Origin of the sequence: Pantoea dispersa, assembly GCF_014155765.1 — a bacterium.
Taxonomy (GTDB): domain Bacteria; phylum Pseudomonadota; class Gammaproteobacteria; order Enterobacterales; family Enterobacteriaceae; genus Pantoea; species Pantoea dispersa.
Genome location: NZ_SCKT01000002.1, coordinates 600,772 through 625,991, shown reverse-complemented (window position 1 = coordinate 625,991; position 25,220 = coordinate 600,772). Strand labels below are relative to the sequence as shown.

Annotated in this window: 23 protein-coding genes and 1 pseudogene; 14 read left to right on the top strand and 10 right to left on the bottom strand. The window is 58.4% G+C overall.

Features of this window, described 5'->3' with window-relative positions:
• Positions 1 to 70: 70 nt before the first annotated feature.
• Positions 71 to 975 (bottom strand): annotated as a pseudogene (locus H7K56_RS09730) (LysR family transcriptional regulator).
• A gap of 144 nt (positions 976 to 1,119) precedes the next feature.
• Here H7K56_RS09730 and H7K56_RS09725 point away from each other — a divergent pair.
• A complete protein-coding gene (locus tag H7K56_RS09725) occupies positions 1,120 to 1,869 on the top strand; it encodes an SDR family oxidoreductase (RefSeq protein ID WP_150360204.1) in 750 nt (249 codons plus the stop codon).
• 61 nt (positions 1,870 to 1,930) lie between these two features.
• Here the strand turns inward: H7K56_RS09725 and H7K56_RS09720 are convergent, their stop codons facing one another.
• Together H7K56_RS09720 and H7K56_RS09715 are read right to left on the bottom strand one after the other, a co-directional pair.
• Entirely contained in the window at positions 1,931 to 3,367 is a 1,437-nt protein-coding gene (locus tag H7K56_RS09720) for a sugar porter family MFS transporter (protein WP_150360203.1), read from the bottom strand.
• Positions 3,368 to 3,469: 102 nt separating this feature from the next.
• Positions 3,470 to 4,642 carry an ROK family protein gene (locus tag H7K56_RS09715; protein ID WP_150360202.1) on the bottom strand — a complete coding sequence of 391 codons (1,173 nt, stop codon included), beginning with the start codon at positions 4,640 to 4,642 and terminating at the stop codon, positions 3,470 to 3,472.
• Between the two features lie 207 nt (positions 4,643 to 4,849).
• On the opposite strand from H7K56_RS09715, the gene H7K56_RS09710 reads away from it, so the two are divergent.
• Genes H7K56_RS09710 through H7K56_RS09695 form a run of 4 tightly spaced genes read left to right on the top strand, consistent with a single transcriptional unit; the run spans position 4,850 to position 9,685 of the window.
• Positions 4,850 to 6,169, top strand: coding sequence for an MFS transporter (locus tag H7K56_RS09710; RefSeq protein WP_059011891.1), 1,320 nt, complete (start codon positions 4,850 to 4,852; stop codon positions 6,167 to 6,169).
• Positions 6,170 to 6,179: 10 nt separating this feature from the next.
• The gene (locus H7K56_RS09705) at positions 6,180 to 7,823 is read left to right on the top strand and encodes a GMC family oxidoreductase (RefSeq protein ID WP_150360201.1); all 1,644 of its coding nucleotides are present in this window, start codon (positions 6,180 to 6,182) and stop codon (positions 7,821 to 7,823) included.
• Complete coding sequence (locus tag H7K56_RS09700; RefSeq protein ID WP_150360200.1) at positions 7,816 to 8,895, top strand: M24 family metallopeptidase; 1,080 nt, start codon at positions 7,816 to 7,818, stop codon at positions 8,893 to 8,895. The genes H7K56_RS09705 and H7K56_RS09700 overlap by 8 nt, the downstream gene beginning before the upstream one ends.
• 10 nt (positions 8,896 to 8,905) lie before the next feature.
• Complete coding sequence (locus H7K56_RS09695) at positions 8,906 to 9,685, top strand: SDR family oxidoreductase (protein ID WP_088517547.1); 780 nt, start codon at positions 8,906 to 8,908, stop codon at positions 9,683 to 9,685.
• Positions 9,686 to 9,699: 14 nt separating this feature from the next.
• Here H7K56_RS09695 and H7K56_RS09690 read toward each other — a convergent pair whose 3' ends face one another.
• A complete protein-coding gene (locus H7K56_RS09690) occupies positions 9,700 to 10,401 on the bottom strand; it encodes an OBAP family protein (RefSeq protein ID WP_150360199.1) in 702 nt (233 codons plus the stop codon).
• Between the two features lie 272 nt (positions 10,402 to 10,673).
• Here H7K56_RS09690 and gcvA point away from each other — a divergent pair, with 272 nt between their 5' ends.
• The 4 genes from gcvA to H7K56_RS09670 all read left to right on the top strand — a co-directional run bounded on the left by gcvA (position 10,674) and on the right by H7K56_RS09670 (position 13,799).
• Positions 10,674 to 11,579 carry a transcriptional regulator GcvA gene (gene gcvA, locus H7K56_RS09685; protein ID WP_150360198.1) on the top strand — a complete coding sequence of 302 codons (906 nt, stop codon included), beginning with the start codon at positions 10,674 to 10,676 and terminating at the stop codon, positions 11,577 to 11,579.
• Positions 11,580 to 11,654: 75 nt separating this feature from the next.
• Positions 11,655 to 12,482 (top strand): EamA family transporter, encoded by an 828-nt coding sequence (locus tag H7K56_RS09680; protein ID WP_150360197.1) that lies wholly within the window; start codon positions 11,655 to 11,657, stop codon positions 12,480 to 12,482.
• A 19-nt stretch (positions 12,483 to 12,501) separates the two neighbouring features.
• On the top strand, positions 12,502 to 13,392 hold the full coding sequence (locus H7K56_RS09675) for an oxidoreductase (protein WP_150360196.1): 891 nt from the start codon (positions 12,502 to 12,504) through the stop codon (positions 13,390 to 13,392).
• Between the two features lie 161 nt (positions 13,393 to 13,553).
• Positions 13,554 to 13,799 carry a hypothetical protein gene (locus H7K56_RS09670; RefSeq protein WP_150360195.1) on the top strand — a complete coding sequence of 82 codons (246 nt, stop codon included), beginning with the start codon at positions 13,554 to 13,556 and terminating at the stop codon, positions 13,797 to 13,799.
• 2 nt (positions 13,800 to 13,801) lie between these two features.
• On the opposite strand, the gene bdcA is transcribed toward H7K56_RS09670, so the two are convergent.
• On the bottom strand, positions 13,802 to 14,515 hold the full coding sequence (gene bdcA, locus H7K56_RS09665; protein ID WP_132463630.1) for an SDR family oxidoreductase: 714 nt from the start codon (positions 14,513 to 14,515) through the stop codon (positions 13,802 to 13,804).
• 88 nt (positions 14,516 to 14,603) lie between these two features.
• Between bdcA and H7K56_RS09660 the strand changes: the two genes are divergently transcribed.
• A complete protein-coding gene (locus H7K56_RS09660; protein ID WP_150360194.1) occupies positions 14,604 to 15,179 on the top strand; it encodes a TetR/AcrR family transcriptional regulator in 576 nt (191 codons plus the stop codon).
• Between the two features lie 39 nt (positions 15,180 to 15,218).
• On the opposite strand, the gene H7K56_RS09655 is transcribed toward H7K56_RS09660, so the two are convergent.
• The 4 genes from H7K56_RS09655 to H7K56_RS09640 form a co-directional block, all read right to left on the bottom strand.
• On the bottom strand, positions 15,219 to 15,917 hold the full coding sequence (locus H7K56_RS09655) for a GntR family transcriptional regulator (RefSeq protein ID WP_058758854.1): 699 nt from the start codon (positions 15,915 to 15,917) through the stop codon (positions 15,219 to 15,221).
• 126 nt (positions 15,918 to 16,043) lie between these two features.
• Positions 16,044 to 17,237 carry an enolase C-terminal domain-like protein gene (locus H7K56_RS09650; RefSeq protein WP_058770506.1) on the bottom strand — a complete coding sequence of 398 codons (1,194 nt, stop codon included), beginning with the start codon at positions 17,235 to 17,237 and terminating at the stop codon, positions 16,044 to 16,046.
• 1 nt (position 17,238) lies between these two features.
• Positions 17,239 to 18,558, bottom strand: a complete 1,320-nt coding sequence (locus tag H7K56_RS09645; protein ID WP_164861073.1) for an MFS transporter — start codon at positions 18,556 to 18,558, stop codon at positions 17,239 to 17,241.
• A gap of 230 nt (positions 18,559 to 18,788) precedes the next feature.
• On the bottom strand, positions 18,789 to 19,682 hold the full coding sequence (locus tag H7K56_RS09640; protein WP_058770504.1) for a LysR family transcriptional regulator: 894 nt from the start codon (positions 19,680 to 19,682) through the stop codon (positions 18,789 to 18,791).
• Positions 19,683 to 19,802: 120 nt separating this feature from the next.
• On the opposite strand from H7K56_RS09640, the gene H7K56_RS09635 reads away from it, so the two are divergent.
• The 4 genes from H7K56_RS09635 to H7K56_RS09620 all read left to right on the top strand — a co-directional run bounded on the left by H7K56_RS09635 (position 19,803) and on the right by H7K56_RS09620 (position 24,773).
• Positions 19,803 to 20,342 carry a nuclear transport factor 2 family protein gene (locus tag H7K56_RS09635; RefSeq protein ID WP_104093546.1) on the top strand — a complete coding sequence of 180 codons (540 nt, stop codon included), beginning with the start codon at positions 19,803 to 19,805 and terminating at the stop codon, positions 20,340 to 20,342.
• 484 nt (positions 20,343 to 20,826) lie between these two features.
• Complete coding sequence (gene proP, locus H7K56_RS09630; RefSeq protein ID WP_031280122.1) at positions 20,827 to 22,260, top strand: glycine betaine/L-proline transporter ProP; 1,434 nt, start codon at positions 20,827 to 20,829, stop codon at positions 22,258 to 22,260.
• A gap of 136 nt (positions 22,261 to 22,396) precedes the next feature.
• On the top strand, positions 22,397 to 23,680 hold the full coding sequence (locus H7K56_RS09625; RefSeq protein ID WP_150360192.1) for an MFS transporter: 1,284 nt from the start codon (positions 22,397 to 22,399) through the stop codon (positions 23,678 to 23,680).
• Between the two features lie 154 nt (positions 23,681 to 23,834).
• Positions 23,835 to 24,773, top strand: a complete 939-nt coding sequence (locus H7K56_RS09620) for a helix-turn-helix domain-containing GNAT family N-acetyltransferase (protein WP_150360191.1) — start codon at positions 23,835 to 23,837, stop codon at positions 24,771 to 24,773.
• 228 nt (positions 24,774 to 25,001) lie between these two features.
• Here the strand turns inward: H7K56_RS09620 and H7K56_RS09615 are convergent, their stop codons facing one another.
• Positions 25,002 to 25,211, bottom strand: coding sequence for a CsbD family protein (locus H7K56_RS09615; RefSeq protein ID WP_021509571.1), 210 nt, complete (start codon positions 25,209 to 25,211; stop codon positions 25,002 to 25,004).
• Between the last annotated feature and the right edge of the window lie 9 nt (positions 25,212 to 25,220).

Genomic DNA, 25,220 nt, shown 5'->3' with positions numbered 1-25,220 from the left:
GCAGAGAGTGTCATAAACGCGCCTGTAGCATGGGGTTGAGGCCAAACGTTAACAGATTGTTTACACCCTGTCATCCATTCAGCCGTTGCGGAAACACCTCACGCAGCCAGTCGATCAGCACCCGCAGGCGCTGGGTGAGATGGCGGCTCTGCGGATAGACCACGTGGAACGGATAGTCGGACGGACGCCAGTCGGCGAGGATCTCCACCAGCCGTCCGGCCTGCAAATCCGCGGCCGCAGCGTAACGGAACGTCTGAATGATGCCCAGACCCGCCACCGCCGCGGCAAGGTGCGCGTTGCTCTCATTGACGCCAACGCGGTGCGCGGTCTTGATCTCGATTCGCTCTTCACCATGGCGAAAGCGCAGCGGAACGCGCGCCCGCTCTGCGGCGACAGATAGCTGATGATGCGGTGGCCATTGTTCAGCTCCTGCGGATACGCCGGAATGCCGTAGGTCCGCAGATAGCCGGGCGTGGCACAGGTGATCATTTGCGCATTGCCTAAGTGCCGTGCCACCAGTGACGAATCGCTCAGCGGACCGCCGCGCACTACGCAGTCCACGTTATCACTGATGAGATCCACGGTGCGATCGGACACGCCAAGGTCCAGGGTGATATCGGGAAACCGGGCGACAAAATCGGGCAGCGCCGGCAGCAGTACATCACGCGCCGTTGAACCGCCGATATCCATACGCAGCTGACCGCGCGGCTTTGCCGTGACGCTATTGAACGCACAATCGATATCTTCCAGATCGCGCACGATGCGCAGCGCCCGCTCGTAGTAATCGCGCCCTTCTGCCGTCACCGTGACCCGGCGCGTGGTGCGCTGCAACAGACGCACGCCGAGATGCGCTTCCAGCTCCTGCACCAGCTTACTCAGGGTGGCGTTAGGCATATCCAGTGAATTGGCCGCCCGGGTAAAGTTACCTGCCTCGACCACGCGGGCAAACGCCCGGATTGCCAGCAATTGATCCATTGTTACCCCTAACCTGATTATCCACCCAGAGAAATAGTCCTTTCGATTTTACACCATTTATCCGTAAAAGCGGCAGCGCTACAGTGCACTTCAGCGACGGCAAGGCCGTCACCACTTAACCTGATCAACTGTGGAGTACATACTATGAACCTGATTCTGCAAGACAAAATTGCTTTAGTGACCGGCGGCACCTCCGGTATTGGCCTCGCCACTGCTCAGGAACTGGCGGCACAGGGCGCACGCGTGTTTATCACCGGTCGTCGTCAGGCTGAGCTGGATGCAGCCGTCGCCAGCATCGGCGCCACCGCCACCGGCATTCGCGCCGATGCGGCACAGTTAAGCGATCTCGACGCCGTCTATGCGCAGATTGCGCGCCAGGCCGGCCGGCTGGATATTCTGTTTGCCAACGCCGGTGGCGGCGACATGCTGCCGCTGGGGGCCATCACAGAAGAACATTTTGATCGTATCTTCAGCACCAACGTCCGCGGCGTGATGTTCACCGTGCAGAAAGCGCTGCCGCTGCTGAGCGATAAGGCATCGGTGATTCTCACCGGCTCCACCGCCGCAATTCAGGGTACGCCGGGCTTCAGCGTTTACAGCGCCAGTAAAGCGGCGGTGCGTAACTTTGCCCGCTCGTGGGCGCTGGACGTGAAAGATCGCGGCATCCGCATTAACGTGGTGAGCCCTGGCCCGGTACAGACGCCAGGCTTAGGCGGCCTGGTGCCGGAAGATCAGCGCCAGGGGCTGTTCGATGCGCTAGCCGCGCAGGTACCGCTCGGTCGTCTGGGTGAGCCGGGAGAGATTGGCAAGGTGGTGGCGTTTCTCGCCTCCGACGCCGCCAGCTTTATTAATGCAGCCGAACTGTTTGTCGATGGCGGTATGGCGCAGGTGTAAGCGGGTATTGTACCGGTGCGCCGCCCGGCGCACCGGCTTTCTGCCTGAAGCATGGCTGCGGTTAACGCAGCGAATGCTCACCTGCCACCGCTGCCGGCTCGCCAGCGGTGAGCTGCTGCTCCAGCTGCTCCAGCGATATGCCTTTGGTCTCCGGCACGCGACGCAGCACAAAGACAAAGCCCGCCGCACAAATCACGCCATACAGCATAAAGCTGCCCGCTGCACCAAGTCCGGCATTGAGGATGGGAAAGGTATAAGTCAGCACAAAACAGGCAATCCACAGCGCCAGCGTGGCGACGGACATCGCCAGACCGCGAATCCGGTTGGGGAAAATTTCCGCCAGCAGCACCCAGGTGACCGGTGCCAGCGTCAGCGCATAAACCGCAATCGCCGCCAGTACCAGAATCAGCACCGGCCAGCCGGTGATGCCCAGCGTGTAGGCACCGGCGATCAGTGCATAACACAGCGTCAGTCCTCCGGCGCCGATCAGCATCAGTTTGCGGCGACCGAGCCGGTCCACCAGCGGCAGCGCCAGCACTGTTGCCAGCAAATTGATCAGGCCGGTGGCCACGATCGACTTCAGCGTACCGTTGATATCGAAACCAGCCGAAGCAAAAATCTCCTGCGCATAATTGAAAATCACGTTGATACCGCACCACTGCTGGAAAATCGCCAGCACGATGCCGGTGATGACAATCGGCAGCGTGCGCGGAGCCAGCAGCGAGCCGGCGCGGGCGCGCGTTTGCTGGCGATCCTGTTCCAGCGCGCGGGCAATCTCGCGCTGCGTCTGCTGCGCATAAGCACACGAACCAATTTTATTCAGCATCGCCAGCGCGCGCTGCGGCTGGCCCACCAGCATCAGCCAGCGCGGTGATTCCGGCACCCACATCATCAGCAGCAGAAACGCCAGCGACGGCACGGCAGCCGAGGCGAACATCCAGCGCCAGCCAACCTGACCGTTCCAGGTTTCACGCAGCGCCGCATGGGTTGATGCGCCGACGACCGGATCGGCAATCATCAGGTTGACCAGCTGCGCCGTCAGCACGCCAATAACGATTGTCAGCTGGTTAACCGCGACAAACTTGCCGCGCTTGTCTGCCGGGCTGATCTCCGCGATGTACATCGGGCTTAGCGCCGAGGCGATACCAATGCCGACGCCGCCGAGAATGCGCCACCAGACAAACAGCGTAAAGCTGCTGGCCAGCGCGGTGCCGATCGCCGACACCACAAACAGCAGTGCGGCGACGATCAACGGCAGCCGCCGCCCCAGCTTGTCCGCTGACCAGCCGGACACCAGCGCGCCAAACACGCAGCCCACCAGCGCCGAACTCATCGCCCAGCCGGATGCCGCCGGATCGGTGACGTTGAACCAGGCCTCATAGAAGGGTTTGGCCCCGCCAATCACCACCCAGTCATAGCCAAACAGCAAACCGCCGCAGGCTGCCACCAGACAGATGCTCCACACGTAACGCATATTCAGATGTTGATGATTGTTCACGGCCACTCTCCGCACCAGGGTCAAAGTGCGGCTATCACACCACCGATACTGCAGGGTGAAAGTTCAGGCCCTCACAGATTTTAGTAACAGGAGTTTAGTAAACTACGCCGTACCGGGATCGGCCTCGACATAGAGATAACCGATGCCGAGGACCTGACGGGCGCGATCCAGCTGACCAAAATGCACGTTGGTGGCTTTGCTTTTCAGCGCATCGCGCGGATCGAAGGGGTTGAAATCAATCTGGTGCACAATGGTCTGCAGCCAGCTCTCACCAAAAGTACAGCTGCGACCGTACAGCCAGATTTGATTGATATTCAGCGTATTAAGGAAATTGTACAGACTCATGCCGATGGCTTCCGCGCTGCGCTGCGCCCACTCGACGATCCACGGCTCGCCGGCCTGCCAGGCGGCCAGCAGCTGACGGCTGGTGGGCTGCAACGCCTGCGGCGCGCGCTGATGCGCCAGCCGCTTAAGCGTGCTGAGCGAGGCGACCGTCTCCAGGCAGCCCTGCCGTCCGCAGTTACAGCGCTCCCCGTGCGGATCAATAATGGTGTGGCCAATCTGCCCGCTGCCGTACAGGTTGCCGCGAAAGATCTCGCCGTTGATGACAAACGATGAGCCGATGCCGTAATCGACATTGATGACGCAGAATTCGGCCAGCACATTGCGGTTCAGCCACTTTTCCGCCAGCGCCAGCATCACGCAGTCGTTATCGACGCGGACGTCAACCGCCAGCTTCTCCTCCAGCAGAAACTTCAGCTGCAGCGGGGTGCGCCACGCCGCCTGCGGCATATGCTGCGAGACGCCGGTTACCGGATCGACCTGCCCGTGCACCGCCAGCGCCAGATTAATCTGCCGCTTCGGCCAGCGTTTACAGGTCGCGCGCCACACCGTTTCAATCTCTGCCAGCAGCTTCTCTGGCGTCTGCGCGTTGATGCTGATTTGCTGATAGTCGCCCTGCGCCACCAGCTGCGCATCCGCCAGCTGCAGTTCAATGCTGGTCGGCTTGACGCACAGGCACAGCGTCCACGCGCCTTGCGCTGGCAGCTGAAAACTGCCGTTGCTGTTGCCGCGCGTGCTCAGCGTGGCGCTGGAGTGCTGCACGTGGCCCTGCTCCAGCAGCTCCTGCAAAATCTTGCTGGCTGCCGGTATGGTCAGGCCGCTGAGTTGCGCCAGCTGCGATTTGCTCAGACGTTTATGACGCCACATCAGCTGCATAAACAGCGCTTTATTGTGCTTACGCACCTGGAAATTATTCAGTCCGACGGTTTTCACGCGGCCTCCTTTCGCTTCATCCGCGCTCATCTTACTAAACAGTGTTTACTGACTTCTGTGATGGTTGCGCCATCCTGCGCGCCTGCCGTGCTTTAGAGTCCCTGCTAATAACAACCCGTTCGGGCTATCCCGGTAAAAAACGTTCTGATAATGCCGGGCGAGCGCTTTATCTGGCTGTGCTGACACCAACCCTACAGAGAAAACATAATGACAACATCACCTGCAACCCATCCGTGGCTGATCCGCCTCGGCATTCCGCCCGCGCTGGCCTGGGGCTATCTGGCGGTCCTGCTGTTTATGATTGGCGACGGCGTCGAGTCCAACTATCTCGCGCCCTATCTGCACGAAAACGGCTTCTCCCTGAATATCGCTGCCTGGGTAATCGCCTTTTACGGCGTCACCGTCACGCTGGGCTCATGGCTGGCCGGTTCGCTGTCAACGCTGATCGGCCCGCGTAAAGTGATGCTGGCGGGCGGCCTGATCTGGATTGTGTTTGAAGTGCTGTTCCTGGCCGTGGCGCTGCCGTCGCACAGCGTGCTGCTGCTGGCGCTAACTTATGGCCTGCGCGGCGTGGCTTATCCGATGTTTGCCTACGCCTTTCTGGTGTGGATTCAGTCGGCGGCCCCGGCGGAGATGCGCGGCTCCGCCACCGGCTGGTTCTGGCTGGCGTTTACCGGCGGGCTGCCGACGCTCGGTTCGCTGGTAGCGATCTTCTCTATCCGCCTGGTGGGCGAATACGCCACCTTCTGGCTGTCGCTGGGTCTGGTGGCGATCGGTTTGCTGGTGATGCTGCTGGCGCTGAAAGAGCGCAGCGGTTATCAGTCGCTGCTGGATGCCGAACATCGTCAGCAGGGCACGCTGCGCACGCTAATGGGCGGCATCGATATTCTGTGGCGTGAGCCGCGCATCGCTGCCGCGGCAGTGGTGCGCATCATCAACACCACGCCCTACTTCGGCTTCTTTATTTTTCTGCCGGGCTTTTTCACCGAACAGATTGGCTTTTCCCAGACCGAATACCTCAGCCTAATCACCATCATGGGACTGGTGGGCATGAGCTTTAATCCGATCGTCGGCAAGCTGAGCGACCGCATCGGCTGGCGCAAAGTGCTGACGGTGTTCGGCGGCCTCGGTTCCGGCGTCTCGATGCTGCTGATGTACTTTGTGCCGCAGTGGAGCCACGGCAGCTTTGTGCTCAGCGTCATCTGCGCCTGCCTGTACGGCATCACGCTGTGCGGCTACGTGCCCGCCGCCGCGCTGTTCTCCTCGCTGTGCCAGCCGAAGGACAAAGGTAACGCCATGGCGATTTACTGCTTCGCCGCCGGTTTGTCCACCTTCTTCGGTCCGGCGCTGTACGGGGCGATCAACGCGCTGCTCGGCACGCTCGGGGTGATTTGGGGCTACGCCTTCCTGTATCTGGTGAGTGCGTTTATCTCGTGGCGTTATCTGCTCAGTCCGCTCGACCCGGGCGAGCAGCACAACCCGGCGGCGCAGCGCCTGCGCCGGTTAGATTCCATCGCATCGGAGTAAACGGAGCGTTATGAAAGAGTACGATTACATTGTGGTGGGCGGCGGGAGCGCGGGCTGTATCGTTGCCGCGCGCCTGGTGAGCGAAGGAAATGCGCGCGTGCTGCTGCTGGAGGCCGGGCGCGACGAATACCATCCGGTGCTGAAAATGCCCGCCGGCTATATGAAGTTTCTCGCCAGCGACCGGTTTCTGACGATGCATCAAACCGAAGCGCAGCCGCAGCTCAACGGACGCGGCGTGATCGTGCCGCAGGCCAAAGTGCTGGGCGGCGGTTCGACTGTCAACGCCATGGTCTACATGCGCGGTCATAAACAGGATTACGCCGACTGGAACCAGGCGCTGGGTCATCAGGGCATCGACTGGTCGTGGGAGGCGCTGCTGCCGCACTTTACCGCCATCGAAGATAACGATCACCTCGGCGCACCCAATCACGGCGTTGGCGGTCCGATGAAGGTGTCGCATCTCGGCCACTTCAGTCCGCTGAGCCGCGCCTATGTCAAAACCCTGCAGGGGCTGGGTATTCCCTACACGGCGGATTTTAACAGCGGCAATCCGTCTGGCGTCGGCTTCATGCAGCACACCATTGACGGTCAGACACGGCAGCGCTGCAGCGTGGTCGATGCGTTTATCAACCCGCTGCGCCATGACGCACGGCTGACGCTGGTTACTGGTGCACAGGTTGAAGAGGTGCTGTTTGACGGCACCTGCGCCAGCGGCGTGCGCTATCGTCAGGATGGCCAGCCGCAACAGGCGCGCGCCAGCCGCGAAGTGATTCTGGCCGCCGGTGCCTACCAGACGCCAAAACTGCTGATGCTCTCCGGCATCGGTCCGCAGGAGCAGCTGAAACAGCATGGCATAGCCGTGCGCCATGCCTTGCCGGGCGTGGGTAAAAACCTGCAGGACCATTACGAAGTACCGGTGGTTGCCAGCACGCGCGGTGCGTTTGGCTACTACGGCCAGGATCGCGGCTGGCCGATGGTCAAAGCCGGACTGCAATATCTGCTGTTCAAAAGCGGCCCGGTGACCACCACCGGTGTGGAAACCTGCGCCTTTTTCGATCCGCTCGATTTCACGGCGACGCCCACCATTCAGATGTTCTGCGTGCCAACGGTATATCTCGATCGCGATGTAATGGGTGCCGATCCCGGTGACGGTGTCACGGTGAACTCCCTGCTGCTGCGCCCTAAAGCCACCGGTGAAGTCACGCTGCGCGATAACAACGCCAGCAGCCTGCCGGTGATCGATACGCAGATTTTCGGCCATCCGGACGATTTAGCCCGCACCCTCGCCGGTTTTCGCTTTGCGCGTCAGGTGCTGGCCGCCGCGCCCATCCGGGAGATGGTCGATCAGGAGATCTTCCCCGGTGCGGAAGTCACCAGTGATGACGCGATAAGCGCCCACTGCCGGCGTATGGTGAAAACCGGCTATCACCCGGTCGGCACCTGCCGCATGGGCCACGATGACGATCCGCTGGCGGTGTTGCACGACGACCTGCGCGTGCGCGGCGTACAGCGGTTGCGCGTGGTGGATGCCTCAATGATGCCGAATATTATCAGCGGCAACACCAATGCGGTGGTGATGGCCGTGGCGCATCGCGCGGCGGAACTGGTTCTGCAGTTGCAGCGCGTTGAGCACAAGGAGGCCGTGTATGAGTGACAAACTGGCGCGCCTGCAACAGGCGCTGGCGCACTGGCAGCTGGATGCGGTATTGCTGACGCGTCGCGATAACATCGCCTGGCTGACCGACGGGGCCAGCTATTATGTGGTAGAGCGTGCCGAGACCGGCGTTGCCAGCCTGCTGATCGGCCGCGACAGCGTGCTGCTGCTGGCACCGGACAATGAGCTACCGCGCATTCTGGCCGAAGAGCCGCTGCCGTTCAGCTGTGCGACCCGGCACTACCCGTGGTACCAGTCGCTGAGCAGCGTGCTGCCGGCGGGCAATATCGGCAGCGATACGCCCATGGCAGGATTGAGCGATATCCAGCCGCAGATGATCACGCTGCGCCAGGGGCTGAGCGCAGCGGAACAGCAGCGCTTTCGCACGCTGGGACAGGAGACGGCGCAGATTGTCGAAACGGTGGCGCGCCAGCTGCGCGTGGGCGTCAGCGAATGGCAGGTCGAAGCCGACATTGCCGCTGGCTGTCTGGCGCGCGGCATTCGCCCGATGTGCACGCTGGTGGCCGCTGATGAGCGCATCGCCGCATTTAAACATCCGGTGCCGACACGCAAAACGCTGCAGCGCATGATGCTGATCACCCTCGGTGCTGAACGGCACGGCTTGCATGTCAGCCTGACGCGCCTGGTGCATCTTGGCGAACCCGACCCGGCGCTGCGCCAGCGCATTGTGACGCTGGCGGAGATCCACGCCGATATGCTGTATGCCACCCAGGCGCAGCGCAGCTGGTCAGCGGTTTTTGCCGACATCACTCAGGCTTATCAACGCCACGGCCACGCTGAGGCATGGCGCGATCATCATCAGGGCGGTCCGGCCGGCTACGGCTGCCGCGACTGGATTATCACCCCGGAGAGTCGCGGCGAGGTGCAGCCCGACACCGCCGTGGCGTGGAACCCGACGCTGAGCGGCGTGAAAAGCGAAGACACTTTTTTGCTCAGCCGCAGCGGGCTGGTGCCGCTCACGCGCAGCGACAGCTGGCCGCTGATTCGCCTGCAGCGCGGTGATAATACCCTTGAGCTGGCCGACTGGCTGATTCTCCCGACATCCTCATAAGGAAGCGACTATGTCCCCACGTTTAGCCAATAAAACCGCCATCATTACCGGTGCCGGCAGCGGCATCGGCAGCGCCATCGCCACCCTGTTTGCGCGCGAAGGCGCCCGCCTGGCGCTGTTCGATCGCGACGCACACAGCAGCGAAGCGCTGGCGGCGCAGCTACAGCAGCAGTCCGGCCAGCGCTGTCTGGCCTGCGCAGCCGATGTCACGCAGCCGCAGCAGGTTAGCCGCGCGGTAGAGCAGGCGCAGCAGGCGCTGGGGGATATTGATATCCTGATTAACTGCGCTGGCGTAAACGTTTTTCGCGATCCGCTGACGCTGGACGAGGATGACTGGCAGCGCTGCATGGACACCAATCTGAAAGGGCCTTACAACCTGATACGCAGCGTCCTGCCGGCGATGTTGGCACGTCAGTATGGCAACATCGTTAACGTTGCCTCGGTGCACGGGCACAAAATCATTCCCGGCGCGTTCCCTTATCCGGTGGCCAAACACGGGCTGATCGGCCTGACGCGTTCGCTGGGCGTGGAGTACGCCGCGCAGGGCATCCGCGTAAACAGTATTTCGCCCGGTTTGATCATGACGCCAGCCGCTGAAGCCTGGCTGGCGAGCTGTCCGGATCCGCAGGCCGAGCGTGCGCGTCAGGCGGCGCTGCTGCCGTGTAAACGCATCGGCGAGCCGGATGAAGTGGCTTACACCGCGCTGTTTCTCGCCAGCGACGAGGCGCGCTTTATCAATGCCACTGATATCCTGATCGACGGCGGGCGCAGCCAGATGTATCACGAGTGAGCCGGAATCACCGGTTACGGATGCACGCGCCGGCAATGGTCGGCACCCGCCGCCACCGGATGGGCGGCGATATCAGCGCGGTCGGCGCGGATTGTCGCGGTATTGACGTCAAAGCGCTTGTCGCGGTCAGCCAGCAGCGCCGGATTAAGCTGACCGTCGGCGGTAAAGCCCATCATCAGCGTCGGCGCGCCCAGCGGCAGCGTTTTATCGCGGTCGGTATGCCAGGTGTGCCAGGTTTTTCCGTAGGTGTTGACGATTTTGCTCATCAGCGCGTGCTCCGCGGCCGGCGGCAGGCCGGGCGCAATCAGCGTACCGGATTTCACTTCATAGCGATGGCTGTGCCAGTACTGCTTTTCCTGCGCCGGCAGCTGCTTAAATAAACGTTCGCTGATGATATATTCCACGCCCATTAATTTGGCGTCTTTTTTGTTACCGTCAAAAATAACCGCCTGCATCACATCGTCATTAAGAATGGTGACGTAGTGATGGGCCTCCATCTGCCCCTGCTGATTTCCGCAGTAATAATGAAAACCATCCAGATACGTATTGATCGCCTCAATCGGCGGCCGCGACTGCAACGCCGCCGCCCCGCTCTCCAGCAGCGCGGTTTTCCCCGCCTCCGGCGCACCAGGTGCCGTAACCGGCGAGGCGCTGTTATTCGCGCCACAGCCGGATAATAACAATAACGCCAGCGCGCTAAATACACGATTTCGCATTTCATCACCCCATTCTTTTATTGAGTGATAAACATAGTTAATCAGCGTCAGGACGCGAGCGCAGCGGGAGCCATATCCGGCGGCGGATTAAAACCGCCACGCGGTAAATATCAGGCCGCTCAACTGGCCGCCGATTCAGTGATGAATGTGTCGGCCACTGTTAGCAGACTGACAGGCTGAGAGGCGAAGCTGGGGGGTGGGTGAATAAGTTTCGTGAGTGAACAGACGATTCCGCTATCATGAGTGAACGCTCATAAAACAAGGCTGCACCGATGAGAGAGTTACCGCCTACCGCCATGCTGCGCGCGTTTGAAGTGGCGACGCGCCATCCGACCTTTACTGCCGCCGCTGAAGAGCTGTTTATCACCCAAAGCGCCGTCAGCCATCAGCTCAAAAACCTGGAAGAGATCTGGGGCGTGCAGCTGTTTCAGCGCGGCAAAACGCTGAGTCTGACGCCGGCCGGCGCGGCGCTGGCACCGATAGTGCGCGAGTTTTTCAGTAATCTGGAAACCACCTTAGCCGACTTACGCGAGCAGAAAGGCCGCGTGCGGCTGCGCGTCAATACCACTTACTCATTTGCGCTGAAGTGGCTGTTGCCGCGCCTGCCGGGCCTGACGCGCCAGCATCCGGAAATTCTGGTGACGCTGGAAAGCACCGATGATGCGATTACCTTCTCGCGCCAGGATTCTGATGTGGCGATCCGCTTTGGACATGGCAATTATCCGGCGCTGCACAGCGAATTTATGTTTCGTGAACAGCTGTTTCCGGTTGCCAGTCCGGCGCTGCTGCAGCGCTTCGGCACACCGCAGGAACCGGCAGAACTGCTGCGCTACCCGCTGCTGATGCGTGATGGCGCCGATCTGGTGCCAAAGTGGGAGATCTGGTTTCAACAGGTCGGCCTGACGCTGGATGCCTTACAGGAGAGCGTACGTTTTGCCGACACCAATATGACGCTGGAAGCCGCGCTGCTGGGGCAAGGCGTGGCGCTGGCGCGCAGCGGTCATGTTGAAAAAGAGCTGCGCGACGGCAGCCTGGTGCGGCTGTTCAACGTCGCGTTTTCCTCGCCCGCCGCCTACTATTTCGTCTGTCCGCAGGGCATCGAAAGCCAGCTGCACATCGTTGATTTTCGTCGCTGGCTGCTCGCTGAATCACGTCAGGCGCAGCAGGATTATCAGTAAAGCATGAGCTTTTACTCATAGCGCAATGATAAATCTTCGCTTTCCAATCCATTTGCGGCTGCATAGCATCAGCCTATGCCTGATTACATTATTGTCTTAACGCTGTGCGCCGCGCTGCTGCACGCCAGCTGGAACACCTTACTGCGCGGCGGGTCCGATCGCCTGTGGTCGATGACCATTATGTGCGTGGCGATCGCGCTGGTGTGTGCGCTCAGTACGCTGTTTTTGCCGCTGCCGGCGCGCGCCAGCTGGAAATATGCGCTGCTGTCGGCGCTGCTGCACGTCGGCTATAACCTGTGCCTGGTGCGCAGCTACCAGAGCGGCGATCTCGGCCAGACCTATCCGATTGCGCGCGGATCGTCGCCGCTGCTGGTGACCTGCGCCGCCGCGCTGTTTGCCGGCGAGCACATCGCCTTTACTACGTTGTGCGGCATCGTGCTGGTGTCCGCTGGCATTGTGTCGCTGGCGCTGCGCGGCGGCAAACTGGCGCTGCCGGGCCTGCGCTACACGCTGGCGACCGGTGCCTTTATCGCCGCGTACAGCGTGGTGGACGGCATGGGCGTGCGCGTTGCCGGCAATGCGTTTGCTTATACCGCGTGGATGTGCAGCTTGTGGGGCATATTAATGCCGGCGGTCTACATTGCGCTGCGCGACAGCAAAAGCCTGCTGCAGTGGCGACCCGGCGTGCTGAGCGCCGCGGCGGGCGGCCTGGTTTCGCTGCTGGCCTACGGCATCATCATTTACGCCATGACGGCAGCGCCGATGGGCGCGGTGTCGGCGCTGCGTGAAACCAGCGTGCTGTTTGCTGCCTTGCTGGGCGCGCTGTTTCTCGGTGAAGCATTAACGGTAAGAAAAATGCTGGCGTGTGTGGTGATTGCACTCGGCACGCTGATGATCGGTTAAGCGATGAGGAGATGGCAGCATGTCTGAACGTTGTAAAATCGCCCTGCTGGGCCCCGGTGCAATTGGCACCACCGTCGCGGCGGTGCTGCATGAAGCCGGGCGCACCCCGCTGCTGTGCGGCCGCACGGCCCATGCCCAGTTAACGCTACGCTACGATGCGGGCGAAATCAGCGTGCCAGGTCCGGTATTGCATGATGCCTCGCACGTGACACAACGCTGCGATTTGCTGTTCGTGGCGGTTAAAACCACTCAGGTCGCGGACAGCGCCGCGTGGCTGGCCACTCTGTGCGATGAAAAAACCGTGGTGTGCGCGCTGCAAAATGGCGTCGAGCAGCAGAGCCAGCTGGCACCTTACGTCAACGGCGCCTCGGTATTACCTTCGGTGGTGTGGTTTCCGGCGCAGCTCGAGCCGGATGCATCAGTCTGGCTGCGCGCCCAGCCTCGCCTGACCTTGCCGGATGTGCCGCAGGCCGCACGCGTAGTGGATGCGCTACGCGACACGCGCTGTGAGGTGGCACTGGCCGCGGACTTTCTCTCCATTGCCTGGCGCAAGCTGTTACAAAATGCCGCCGCCGGTTTGATGGTGCTGGCCAACCGTCGCGCCGGCATGTTTAGCCGCGGCGATATCACGCAGCTGGGATTAGCCTATTTACAGGAGTGCCTGACGGTGGCGCGCGCGGCCGGTGCGGTGCTGGACGACAGCGTGCCGCAGGAAATTATCGATGGCTTTCACCGCGCGCCGCCCGATCTGAGCACCTCGATCCTCGCCGATCGTCAGGCCAACCGCCCGCTGGAGTGGGATACCCGCAATGGTGTGGTACAGCGCTATGGCCGTCAGCATGCTATTGCTACGCCGATTAGCGATGTCGTGGTGCCGCTGCTAGCAGCGGGCAGCGAAGGGCCGGGCTGATAAAACAGGTTGCCTGTCGTGTGGGGAGAAACAGTTATGCTGCGAATTGTTTATACAACGGCCAGGTTTTGATCGCGCCGCTACCAAGAGAGTGCGATGTTGAGCTGATTTAAACCATCGCCTTCCCGGCATAATCACGATGACGGCAACAGGACGCGTTTATGACAGATTACGTTTTTTACCGCAAACAACAGGTTGTCGCCACGCTGGAACGATCGGATGTGGAACGTGCCCGGCTGCTGATGGCGGACGGTTACAGCAAGATGGATGAAGAAATTAATGCAGCCAGCGCGCAGGCGGCGCTGCGGCGACTGGCTGATATTCGCCATGAAGAGCACATGACCGAACACGCTTTTGCCACCGGTTCGGTATTCAGCGCGGTGGTCAGCGCCCTGTTCAGACACTGACGTTATGCGCCAAACGCCCCATCAATGGTGTGCATGGCGCCGGTGACGAAACCGGCTTCGGGTCCTGCCAGCCACGCCACCATGCCAGCCACCTCTTCAGAACGGCCATGGCGTTTAATGGCCATGAAGCTGTGCATCAGATCTTTCATCGGACCATTTTCCGGATTGGCATCGGTATCAATCGGGCCCGGTTGCACCACGTTAATGGTGATGCCGCGCGGGCCGAAATCCCGCGCCAGGCCGCGCGCCAGCCCCTGTAAAGCGGATTTACTTAGCGCATAAGACGCCATACCGGGAATCGGCATGCGGTCGCCATTGACCGAACCGATGATGATGATGCGGCCGCCGGCTGGCATCTGTCGGGCGGCTTCAACCGCAGCATGATACGGCGCGTGAATGTTAATGCGGAACAGGCGATCGACCGCGTCCGGATCCTGTTCCAGCGCATCGCCAAACAGGGCGATGCCAGCATTAACCACCAGCACATCCAGCGGTCCACTGTCGCGCACGGTAGCAATCACCGCATCGCGCTCTGAGCTGTCGGTATGAACGGCAGCCGAACCGGTTTCGTGCGCCAGTTTTTCGGCGGCCTCCGGCGAACCTGAGAAGGTAAAGGTCACGCTGGCACCCTCATCAGCAAAGCGACGCACGATAGCCGCACCAATACCGCGACTGCCGCCCAGAACCAGAACCTGCTTATCGTTAAAGCCACTCATTTGCATCTCCACGTGTGATTTCTTAGTATGCATTACAAAATGAGCCCGATTTAATGTCAATGCAATTTTGTAGCGAGCACTATAAAATATGAAATCACCTGGTCGTCCCCGTAACTTTGACCCCGAACACGCCGTAGCGGTTGCGCAGGGGTTATTCCATGCCAAAGGTTATGACGCCGTCAGCGTCGCCGATGTCACTGACGCGCTGGGCATCAATCCGCCGAGCTTTTACAGCGCGTTCGGTAACAAGGCCGGATTGTATGCCCGCGTTCTCGATCGCTACGCCACTACCGGCTCGATTCCCCTGGCTGAGATACTGCGCGACGACCGCCCGGTGGCTGAAGCCCTCGATGCATTACTGAAAGCGGCGGCGCTGCATTATGCCCGGGATGAGGTGTGTGCGGGTTGTCTGGTGCTGGAAGGGATCCGCTGTCAGGATCAGCAGGCGCGCGAGGCGGCCAGAGTGTTTCATCGCGCCGCTGAGGATACCATCCGGCGCTATATCGCGGCCCGCTACCCACAGGACGCGCAGCGCCTGACCGATTTTGTCAGCACCGTGATGTCCGGACTTTCTGCCAGAGCGCGTCAGGGCCACAGCGTTGAGCAACTGCTGGCCAGCGCGGAGCTGGCGGGCCTGGCGGTGGCTGCTGCGCTTGAGGCGTGATCGCTTTTCAGCGATGTTTTGACTGCGAAGTGATGCCGATCAACTGGCTGAGTCGGTGTCCGCCACCGACCGCTGGAACATGCGCATAATGCCGCCAAGATGCCAGTGCAGAAGTTCCAGCGCCTGTTCATCCTCGTAATTAGTTAACCGCGCCACGATCGCCTCATGATCGTTTTGCGAACCCTGAAACTCATCCGGCGTGCGCGTCAGGTGATTGAGAAAGGCACGAATGCGGTTGATGCTGGTTTTGTAAAAACCGACCAGCTCGCTATTCTGGCTGGCTTCAATCAGTGCCATATGAAACGCCGCATCGGTTTCGCGGTAGGTCTCCGGCGCGTTTTGTAATGCATCGCGTCCACGCGCCAGCTGTTCGTTCAGGCGCGCGATCAGCGCCTGACGATCATGTTGCAGCGCCAGCTTTAATGCGCCTGACTCCAGAATCTGCCGCATCTCACAGGTTTCGCGCATCTCCCGCTCATTAAACGAAAACACAAAAGTGCCGCGCTGCGGGATAATTTGCACCAGACGCTCCATCTCCAGCTTTTGCAGCGCCGCTCTAACCGGCGTCCGGCTCACATTAAGCTGGGTGGCAATGTCGTTCTCGGAAATCAATGCACCGGGTGCAATCTGGCAATTCACGATCAGGTCCCGAATATGATCGGCCAGAATGCTGCTCAATGACTGCGGGCGGAGGATGTTTTTCGATGACCAGTCAATGATGAGTTTATCGGCGGGCATAGCGTGACGAGCGTCCTTTAAACAGCGAGCATTTAGGGGGTCAGAATGACGATGGGCACTGTGTTTTGTAGTATACAAGAGACAGATCCCTCAAACAATAACGGGCCTGTTTGAGGGAACGTTGGGTTATGAGGTGAACAAGTATGTCTGCTGCTGGATATGCGCTGGATTAAGTGCCATGCCCATGCCGGGTCCCTGCGGTACCGGGATTAACCCGTTCTGCGGCACCAGCGGATCGCGCAGGAAGTACTGATGAATATCGTTCCATTTCACCAGATACTCCTGATAAGGCGTGTGGATCGGCGATTGCGTGGTGCTGAAATGGGCCGTTGCGATGCTGGAATGACCGTGCGGGATCACTTGCAAATCGTACAGGGTGGCGATAGCGGCAATTTTTAGCGTTTCTGAAAGCCCACCGCACCAGTAGATATCGGGCTGAATCACATCCAGCGCCCCGGATTCAAAGAAGCGTTTAAAACCCCAGCGCGTGTACTCATGTTCGCCTCCCGCCATCGGGATGGACAGTTTGTCTTTGAGTCGTTGCATACTGCCGATTCTGTCGGCCATTACGCACTCTTCCAGCCAGCGCGGGCGATACGGCTCAATGCCCTTTGCCAGTTCAAGCAGATACGTCACATCCATCGACTGCCAGCAATCAAACATCAGATCGTAATCATCCCCCACGGCTTCGCGCAGCGTTTTTGCCAGTTCGATGTTTTTCTTCAGCCCTTCTCTGCCGCTCATCGGGCCGTGGCGGAAAAACCATTTTTGTCCGCGATATCCCAGCGCCTTATACTCCAGCGCCCGCTCGTGCACCCGCGCCATATCCTGCACCGCAAAGCCCAGCATCGATGCGTACGCCGGAATTTCTTCCCGTAACGACCCGCCCAGCAGGCGAAACACCGGTTGCTGCATCCATTTGGCACGCAAATCCCACAAGGCACAATCCACCGCGCTGATCGCCAGCATGCCATCGCCCTGACGCCCATGAATCTGCGCCCGGTACATCTGATCCCACAAACGCTCGGTGTCGCGCGGATCCTGACCCAGCAACAACGGCCGCAACTGGCCGTGAATGATTGATGCAACGGCATGCGGCACCGGCCCTGCCAGCCCGTCTACGCCCTCATCCGAAACGATCTCAAGAAACACAGTGGTAATGGCAAAACCGTCTTCCAGCTGAACGCCACCGTCATGATTATTCACGGTACGAAACTGCGCATAGACATCGGTGGGACGTGCGAGACGCTCCTCCCAGAAATCGCCCTCTCCCGGCATCACGCCTTTCACCTGAAGTAACCGGACATCAATAATCTTCATACTACTGCCCCTCACGTTGTTCATTGCTGGCCTGGTAAGCCGGTATACGCTGGCGACGAAAGATGATGCTCAGGGTAATGATCGAGAGCATCGCCATCGCCGCCAGCCAGTAAAATCCGCCGTTATAACTGCCGCTGCGGTCGCGTATCACGCCGATGACCCACGGATTCACCACACTGGCAATACTGCCCAGCGCATTGATCAGGGCGAGGCCGCCCGCCACCACGGATGCCGGGATAAACTGCGCGGGCAATCCCCAGAACACCGGCATCGCGCCGAAAAAGCCAAATGCCGAACAGCACAAAAACATCATTTTCACCAGCGAGTTATCGAACCACGCAACGCATAACAGCCCGACAAAGGAGAAGATCAGCGCCAGATAGTTGGCCAGCAGCCGTGACCCGGGACGATCGGCTATGCGTCCCAGCACCAGCATGCCGGCCAGACCAAATACGTAAGGGATGATGGTGATGAACCCGGTCTGAACATGACTTAAGCCGGTTTCGCTGATGATCAGCGGCAGGAAGGTGCTCACCGCACCGTTGAGGTTCGCCAGTCCGTAATAGGTGAGGCTGAACAACAACACCAGCGGGCTGAACAGCGCTTTCAGCAGACCGCCATGGCCGCGCGACGGCAGTTTTTGCCGCTCAGCAGCCAGTGTTGTCACCAGCCAGTGCTGCTCATCTGCGCTGAGGAAGCGGGCATCTTCCGGCCGGTCGGGCAACGCAAAGGGGACGATCAATCCCAGCACAATCGCCGGAATGGCCTCCAGCAGAAACATCAGCTGCCAGCCGCGCAGCCCCAGCCATCCGTGCAGCTCTAACAACAGGCTGGAAACCGGCGTGCCGATAATCAGCGCGATCGGAATGCCGGTCATAAACGAGGCGATGATGCGTCCGCGCCACGCCACCGGAAACCACAGGGTGAGATAAAACACGATGCCGGGGAAGAAACCGGCTTCAGCGGCACCCAGCAGCGCGCGCATCACATAGAGGCTGTTTTCACTCCACACAAACATATGCGCACCGGAGATGATGCCCCAGGTCACCATAATGCGGGCGATCCACCAGCGCGCGCCCACCCTTTCCATTAGCAGATTGGAGGGCAGTTCAAGGATGGCGTAAGGCAGGAAAAACAGACCGGCGGCGAGGCCAAAACTGGCGGCGCTGATGCCGAGATCGGCATTCATGGTGAGGGCAGCCACGCCGATATTGGCGCGATCGATCACCGCAATCACGTAGCAGCCAATCAGCAGCGGAATCAGTCGCCACGACAGTTTACGGATCACCCGCTTTTCAATTTCAGTATCTGTACTTTGCATGGTCTTTCCCGGTGTTGGTGACATGGATAAAAAATGCACTTGTATACAAGTTCTGTTGTATACATCCGCTGAACACTCTTCAATGGGCTGAGTACGGAAATGAGATATGAAACGTTTCAGCGTGAAGCCGCTGGTAAACGTTTATAAGAGGGGCGAGCCGGGCGAAGATGAGCTAAAAACGTGGTGATTAATCGAAGTGAACAGAGTGCGCTGGCACACTCCGGGCAGGGTTATTTTATGCGCAGCCATTGTATAAACGCGCGCATGGCAGGTGACATGGCTTTACCCGCTATCCAGCAAAGTGAATAACCCGGGAATTCCATCTCCCAGGGTTGCAGAAGGCGACAAAGCTTGCCGGCGGCCAGCGATGCACTGACCCGTTCCGCCGTTAACTGAGCAATACCTGCGCCAGCAATAGCGGCCTGCCGCTGCCTTTCGCGATCGTCTACCACCAGATTTCCATGCACGGGAATATCAAAAATTTTCCCCTCATTTAAAAACTGCCAGGGCTCTACCCTGCTACTTCCCGGCCAGCGCCAGCCGATGCAATTGTGATTGAGCAGATCTTCCGGGACTTCAACCGCACCATGCTTTGCCAGATATGCTGGCGCAGCGACCACAATCTGATGGAGCGGCTTGCCTAATGGAATAGCAACAAATCCCGGTTCCAGCACCTCGCCTAAGCGCAGTGATAAATCATAGCCGCCGCGGCTCAGATCGACCGGCGCATCGCTGGTTGTGATATCCAACTGCACGTTGGGATAATCAGTAAGAAACCCGGCAATATTGTGATCAATAAACATTTCAGCACCCGATCGAAAAGCATGAACGCGAATCAGCCCCTTAATATCCTGGCTTCTGGCGTGTGCCTGCTGCAGGGTCTCATGCAGGTTATTCATAATGGGTGCAGTCTGAAGAAACAGGGACTTGCCATCATCGGTAAGATATACCGCCCGGGTGGTCCGGTTCAGCAAACGTTGCCCGAGTTGTGCTTCCAGCGCGGTGATTTGCTGACTGACGGCTGACGCAGATACCCCTAATATTTCCGCAGCGGCTCTGAAATTCAGTTGCTGAGCAACCACGACGAAAGCCCGTAAAGCCAGATACTCCGCGCTGTTAATCATTATTGATGTCCTTTATTAATTGCCACTTAACACACCATTAAGATACAGGAACTTCACGCCTGTAAGTATCTCGTTATAATCACTCAAATCATAATTAATAAATAATATCAGGAGCACTTTATGCTGCAGGAAAACCTTGAATTAGCCCAGAGATTACAAATTATCGAAGACAAACTGGCTATTTATGAATTGATTGCGTCACATCCTCCCAGCGCAGATACTGCAATGGCGGAATATACATTATCGGTTTATCTGGAGAAGAGTGAATTCAATCGCGGCCCTCATCTTGATGGCGCGGAGGGTGCAGAGGCGATAGCCGCCTTTATTTCGCGGCCTGAGCATGAGGAAGCACTGGCTAGCGGATTAGCGCATTTTACCGGATTACCCTTGATTGATCTGCGCGAAGACAGCGCGGTAGTCACCTCTTATTTACAGTTAATTTATCTGGATGATAAAGGCGAATCACGCATGCTGGCCAATCACGGCAGCTCTCCTGGGTATCGCATACATCGCGTTGTAGTGAATCGCTGGGAGTTGAAACGCATTGCGGATCAATGGAAAATTCATCGCAGGACGTTGATTCCGGTGGACGGTAGCGGTTTATCACGCGCATTGCTTTCCCAGGGGCTGAAAGATGTATTCAGCCGGCAATCACGATAATTAACGCGACAAGACAGTCATTGAGCCAGACCACGATATGCAGCTAAGTCATCAATGACAATACGCTACGAGACTGGCGGCGCAGGTTGGTGTCCAGCATGGCAACGGTCTGGCTATTCCTTTCAGCCAAATCCTTTGATGATGTACTTGCCTGTAACCTGTGAAATTTATCAAAGCCGACATTCTTATCCTGTAGCAATGCAGCATATTTCCCTATAAATCATCGCCTCACCAAAGAATATCATGTGCAGAATGCTATTAGCTTTAAGCATCAGCATAATGGGTTATTTCAGCCGCTGCGCCTTTTGACAGTCTCATACTCTAACGCTACGCTTAATTGCAAGGATATATGTCGCAAACTTGCGTAAAGATAAAATATTTCCTAAGGTGACCGCCTTTCAGCCTCTTATAGCTTTCATTTCCCTTTGTGAAGTGCCGGCTGCGAAAGCTATAAGATCGCTCCAATTTTACTCATGGGGAGTTTATGAGCACCGGAACGATGACCAATAAACCTGATTTGACCGTTGACGATATTACCGTCATTGACAACAAATTATTGAAACGCGCCGTCAGCGCAGCAGCGCTGGGTAATACCATGGAGTGGTTTGATTTCGGCGTTTATAGTTACCTTGCCGTGATTATCGGCCAGGTATTTTTCCCGGACGCCAGTAATACCGCGCAGCTTATTGCGTCGTTTGGTACTTTTGCGGCCGCGTTTTTAGTGCGCCCGATTGGCGGCATGGTATTTGGTCCACTCGGCGATCGCTTTGGCCGGCAGAAAGTGCTGGCCTTTACCATGATTATGATGTCGATTGGCACCTTCTGTATTGGCCTGATTCCCAGCTATGCCAGTATCGGTATTGCCGCGCCGATCCTGCTGTTGCTGGCGCGTCTGGTGCAGGGCTTTTCCACCGGCGGTGAATATGGCGGTGCCGCCACCTTTATTGCGGAATACTCCACCGACAAACGCCGCGGTTTTATGGGCAGCTTCCTGGAGTTTGGTACGCTGGCCGGTTATCTGCTGGGCGCCAGCCTGGTGACCGGTATGATTGCGCTGCTGCCGCATCAGGCGATGATGGACTGGGGCTGGCGCATTCCGTTCTTCCTGGCCGCGCCGCTGGGGCTGTTTGGCCTGTATATCCGCCTGAAGCTGGAAGAGACACCCGCGTTTAAAGAGCACATGGATAAGCGTGAAGAGGCCGAGCATAACAAGCCGCAGCTCACGCTGTGGCAAATGCTGCGCACGCAGAGCAAGCCGCTATTGAAGTGTATTGGCCTGGTGCTGCTGTTTAACGTGTCTAATTATATGCTGACCGCCTACATGCCAAGTTATTTAACCGGCATTCTGGGGCTGAGCGAAATATCCGGCCTGTTGCTGGTGATGGTGGTGATGTTTATCATGATGCCGCTGACCTTAATGTGGGGCCATTTTACCGACCGCATCGGCCGTAAACCGGTGATTGGTTTCGGCGCGCTGGGATTATTAGTGCTGGCGATCCCGGCGTTCATGCTGATTGGTTCTGGCAACATGCTATGGGTATTTGCCGGTCTGGCCGTGCTGGGCTTACTACATACCTGCTTTAGCGGCACCATGCCAGCGACATTACCGGCACTGTTTGTCACCGATATTCGTTACAGCGCGCTGGCTATCGGCTTTAATTTGTCAGTCTCGCTGTTCGGTGGCACCACACCGTTAATTACCGCATGGCTGGTCGACACCACGCACAATACCATGATGCCGGCGTATTACATGATGGGTGCCGGCGTGATTGGTTTGTTAACAGTATTAACGCTGAGTGAGACAGCACGTAAGCCACTGAAAGGTTCATCCCCTGCGGTAGCGACTAAAGCCGAGGCGCATAAACTGATTGATAAACTGCGTAAACAGCGCAGCCGTAAAAAACAGCAGCCAGCATAATCCTCGCTGATATTCACATCAGGTGCGCTCAATGCGCACCTTTTTTTGTGCCCTGCGTCAGACTTATAGCTCAGATAATCGCCCCGGGCTGCGGTAGACTGACCCTCTCTGACTGTTTTTTACTCATTAAGGGATAATGATGTCATCTGCAGTGGCTCCCGCCGTTAATCAAAAGCGCGTACTGATTGCCGGATCCGTCGGCAATTTTATCGAGTGGTATGAATTCGCCGTGTACGGTTTCATGGCCACGCTGATCGCTAAACATTTCTTCCAGCTGGAAGGAGAAAGCGCCCTCACCAGCCTGATCCTCACCTATGCGGCCTTTGCGGTGGCGTTCTTTTTTCGCCCGTTAGGGGCAGTACTGTTTGGCCGCCTGGGCGATCGCTATGGCCGTAAACCGATGCTAATCGCGGTGCTGGTATTGATGACGCTGGCCACCGTCGCCATCGGTCTGGTCCCGGTTTATGCCAGCATTGGCGTGGCTGCGCCGCTGCTGATTACACTGCTACGCATTTTGCAGGGACTGTTTGCCGGCGGAGAATACGGCGGTGCGGTCTCGCTGATGACCGAATCGGCGCCGCCCGGCAAGCGCGGATTTTATGGCGCATGGCAGTCGCTGACGGTGGCGCTCGGACTGCTGGCGGGCGCGGGCGTGGTGGCAGTACTGCCGCTGCTGCTGGGAGACGCCGCCATGAACGCCTGGGGCTGGCGCATTCCCTTCCTGCTGGCGCTGCCGCTCGGCGCAGTGGCGCTGTGGCTGCGCACCGGCCTCGACGAATCACCGCAGTTCAGCCAGACACCGGCGGCACCACAACAGCAGGCATCGCTGGGTGTCACGCTGCGCGCTAACGTGCTGGGCATTGGCCGGTTAATGGTATGGTCGGCCGCCGGTTATACCTACCTCGTGATCATGCCTACCTATCTGCAGGCTGCGCTGCATACCGGCTTTAACCAGGCGCTGCTGATTGCGGTGATCTCTAACCTCGGCTTTGCCGCCACCATTCTGCCGGCCGGCATACTCAGCGATCGCTATGGCCGCCGCACATTAATGCTGCTGGCGACGTTTTTGCTGCTGGTGCTGGCTTTCCCGCTGCTGAAAGTGCTGCAACATCCGGAGAGCGGTATGGCGATCAAAGCGCTGGTGGTGTTTATCGCCGGTGCGCTGGTGGGCATGCTGGCCGGACCGGGACCGGCGATGCTGGCCGAGATGTTCCCGACCCGCGTGCGTTACACCGGGCTGGGGCTGGCCTATTCGCTCTCCAACGCGCTGTTTTCCGGCTGCGCGGGTCTGATCATTACCGGCCTGATGAAGCAAACCGGCAACGCCGATATTCCCGCCTGGTATGTGATGGCCACCGCCGTAGTGAGTTTTGTCGCGCTGCTTTCGCTTAATAAGGACGATCACCGCAGACCCCTTTAACATCATGCGGCTTCGTTCCTGCCCCTCATGTGATGCAGCCTTGCCAGGGTGAGCGCTCGCCCTCACCCGTATCGGCGCCGCCGGTTAGTCTGTTGACAATCAGCCCGATTAATAGTTGTACTATACAACCTTATAACCACCGGGCGTTTGTACCATGACCACTGAATCGTTAGTTAATCAGATACGTTCCGCCTCCCGACTGATGGTACGTGAACTCGGGTTTATGCGCCCGACGCTGGCGGCAACGGACTATTCGCCTTCTGCTGTCCACACGCTGCTGGAGATGGAAACCCAGGGCACAGTGACTGCTGCACAGTTAGTGGAGTTGCTCGGTCTGGAAAAATCGAGCGTCAGTCGCATGCTGGCCAGACTGGTGGCGGCTGGTGAAGTGCAGGAAATCGCCGACGGCAGTGATGCCCGGGTTAAAAGGCTGAAACTGACTGCGCAGGGGGTAGCTACCGTCGCCAGAGTCAATCAGTATGCGGCACAACGGGTGCTGGCCGCGCTGGCTGGGCTTGAACCGGCACAGCAGCGCACGGTAGCGCAGGGACTGAGCGCTTACGCTGACTCCCTGCGCCGCTGTCGGACCGGCACGCAGCCACTTCCCTCAGGTGCCATCGACATCGTCAGCGGTTACCGGCCCGGGATGATCGGCCGCATCGCTGAAATGCACGGTCGTTACTATGCCCGGCATCATCAGTTTGGTCACTATTTTGAAGGCAAAGTCGCCAGCGGGCTGGCAGAGTTTGCCGGACGGCTGGGAAGTGAGCGCAATCAAATCTGGCTGGCAGTGCATAACGATAATATTGTCGGTTCAGTGGCGATTGACGGAGAGGATCTCGGCAATAATCAGGCCCATCTGCGCTGGTTTATTCTTGACGAGACGTGTCGCGGTAGCGGCATTGGGCGACGCTTGCTTCATGAGGCTGTGGCGTTCTGCGATCGTCAGCGCTTTAGCGCAACGCAACTGTGGACCTTCAGTGGGCTGGATGCGGCCAGACGACTCTACGAGCAGGCAGGCTTCAACCTGACGCGCGAGTGGCAGGGCGATCAGTGGGGCAAAATCATGACTGAACAGCACTTCACGCGATGATGGCCGGGAAAGATTCTCAACGGCTGATGCGCTGCCGTTTTACCACCGCGTCAGGCCAGAGAAATAGCCGGGTTAATGCGGAAAAAACAGGCATGAATATGAATTTCGGGTTAAGTAATAAATGGTATTGAATAAATGCAAACCGGATTTTAAATTTATCCGGTTGAGATGATAAACAGTCAGAAATAACAAAACCCCGGCACATCAGTGTGCCGGGGATAACCAACACTACCAGTTAAATTTATTACTATCTTCCCACTCTTTGACTTCTTTCTCTGCTTGATCTTTACCGTAGCCGTAGCGCTCCTGAATGCGGCCGACTAATTGATCGCGTTTCCCTTCGGCTACGTCTAAATCGTCATCTGTAAGCTGGCCCCATTTCTCTTTCACTTTTCCTTTGAACTGCTTCCAGTTTCCGCTGATACGATCTTCGTTCATCAGTGTTCT